We start from the raw sequence: 1,753 nt of genomic DNA on the forward strand, positions 1-1,753 counted from the left end.
GGTCCGCTGAGCTGGGCGTTTGTGTTGGGGTGACACGTTGTGGCTGTTGCTTGATCGTGGCGGTGGGGCGTGGATGATCTGGGTTTGTGGTTGACCCGTCCGTGTCGTTGGAGTCGCGTCTGGCGGCTGCCGAGGGGCGGATCGAACAGTTCGCGGCGGCGAACGGCCGGCTGGCGGCGACGAACGAGCGGCTGCGCCGGGTGATCGAGGGTATGGCCGAGCGCCAGGAGGCGGAGCGGGCCGAGCGGCGGCGGTTGGAGCTGGAGGTCGCCGACCTGCGGCGGCGGGTCGGGATGGACAGCACGAACTCGTCGGTTCCGCCGTCGAAGGAGCCGATCGGGGCGAAGGAGAAGCGGAAGGCCGAGCGGCGGGGGTCCTCGGAGCGGGTCCGCTCGAAGGAGCGGAAGCCGGGCGGGCAGCCGGGGCATCCCGGCGCGGGGCTTTCGCGGGAGCCACGGCCGGAYCGGTCGTTACCGGCGGACCCGCCGGACCAGTGCTCGTCGTGCCAGGCGGACCTGGCTGGTGCCGAGGTGCTCGCGGACGGGTGGGCGCAGGTCTGGGACCTGCTCACCCCGGTGCTGGAGAAGGTCGAGTGGGTGTTGCCGCGGCGCCGCTGCGGCTGCTGTCGGAAGGTCACGGCCGGGTCGGTGCCGGGGGTGCGGCACGCGGCGGTGGGCACGGTGTCCTACGGGCCGCGGCTGCACGCGGCGGCGGTGTTGCTGGCCTCCGAGGGCAACGTGCCGGTCGAGCGGGCCGCGATGGTCATCGACGCGCTGCTCCGGGTGCCGGTCTCGGCCGGGTTCGTCGCCCGCGCGAACGCCCGCCTCGCCAAGGATCTTGAGGCCGCCGGTTTCGACGAGGCGATGAAGGCCGCGCTGCGCGCCGAGCCGGTACTGTGCGGCGACGAGTCCCCGGTCAACGTGCTGCGCAGGGATCTCGACGAGGCCACGGGCACGGTCCTGTCCGGCACCCCGCACCTGCTGGTGGTCCGCACCCCGACACCCGGGCTGGTCTGGTACGCGGCGATCAGCTCACGCTCGTCGGAGGCGATCGACGCCACCGGGGTGCTCGACGGCTGGCACGGCTACCTGACCCGCGACGACTACGCCGGCTGGCACCAGTACGACCCCGGGCTCGCCGGCGTGCAGTTGTGCTGTGCGCACCTCATTCGGTCGTTGCGGGCGGTGCTGGCACTCGCGCCGGGCGCCCAGAAGTGGGCCGGCCGACTCATCGACCTGCTCCGCGAGRCGGGCGCCCTCGTCGTCGCCGCCCGCGCCGCCGGGCGCACCCGCATCGACCAGAAGACGATCGACGAGCTGCGGACCCGCTACGACCGTGACGTCCGCGTCGGCGAACTGGCGAACATGTCCCGGCCCTGGAAGGACGACAGGAACCACCCCGGCCTGGTCCTGGCCCGCCGGCTCGCCGCGAAGGCCGACCAGGTCTGGCTCTTCACCACCGACCTCAAGATCCCCTGGGTCAACAACCCGGCAGAGCAGGCGATCAGGCTCCCGAAACGTCACCAGGCCGTCTCGGGCTACTGGCACACGCCCACGACCCTCGCCGCCTACCTACGCGTGCGCTCCTACCTGGTCACCGCCCGCGACCACGGCCTCCGCGCCATCGACGCCATCCGGATGACCCTCGCCGGCAAACCCTGGATGCCCGTCCCACGCCTGGCCAGCCCCGCACCCGCCCTCGCCGCCTAAACCAACGTCAACAACGGGGTGCCGGAATCGGCACCCCTGAATGG

At 72.6% G+C, this 1,753-nt stretch carries 1 protein-coding gene; it reads left to right on the forward strand.

Features of this window, described 5'->3' with window-relative positions:
• Nucleotides 1–86 precede the first annotated feature (86 nt).
• Nucleotides 87–1,709, forward strand: coding sequence for an IS66 family transposase (gene tnpC / locus BCD48_RS21580; RefSeq protein WP_071050212.1), 1,623 nt, complete (start codon nucleotides 87–89; stop codon nucleotides 1,707–1,709).
• The last annotated feature ends 44 nt before the right edge of the window (nucleotides 1,710–1,753 follow it).

The organism is Pseudofrankia coriaricola (assembly GCF_001854805.1).
In the GTDB taxonomy this organism is placed as follows: domain Bacteria; phylum Actinomycetota; class Actinomycetes; order Frankiales; family Frankiaceae; genus Pseudofrankia.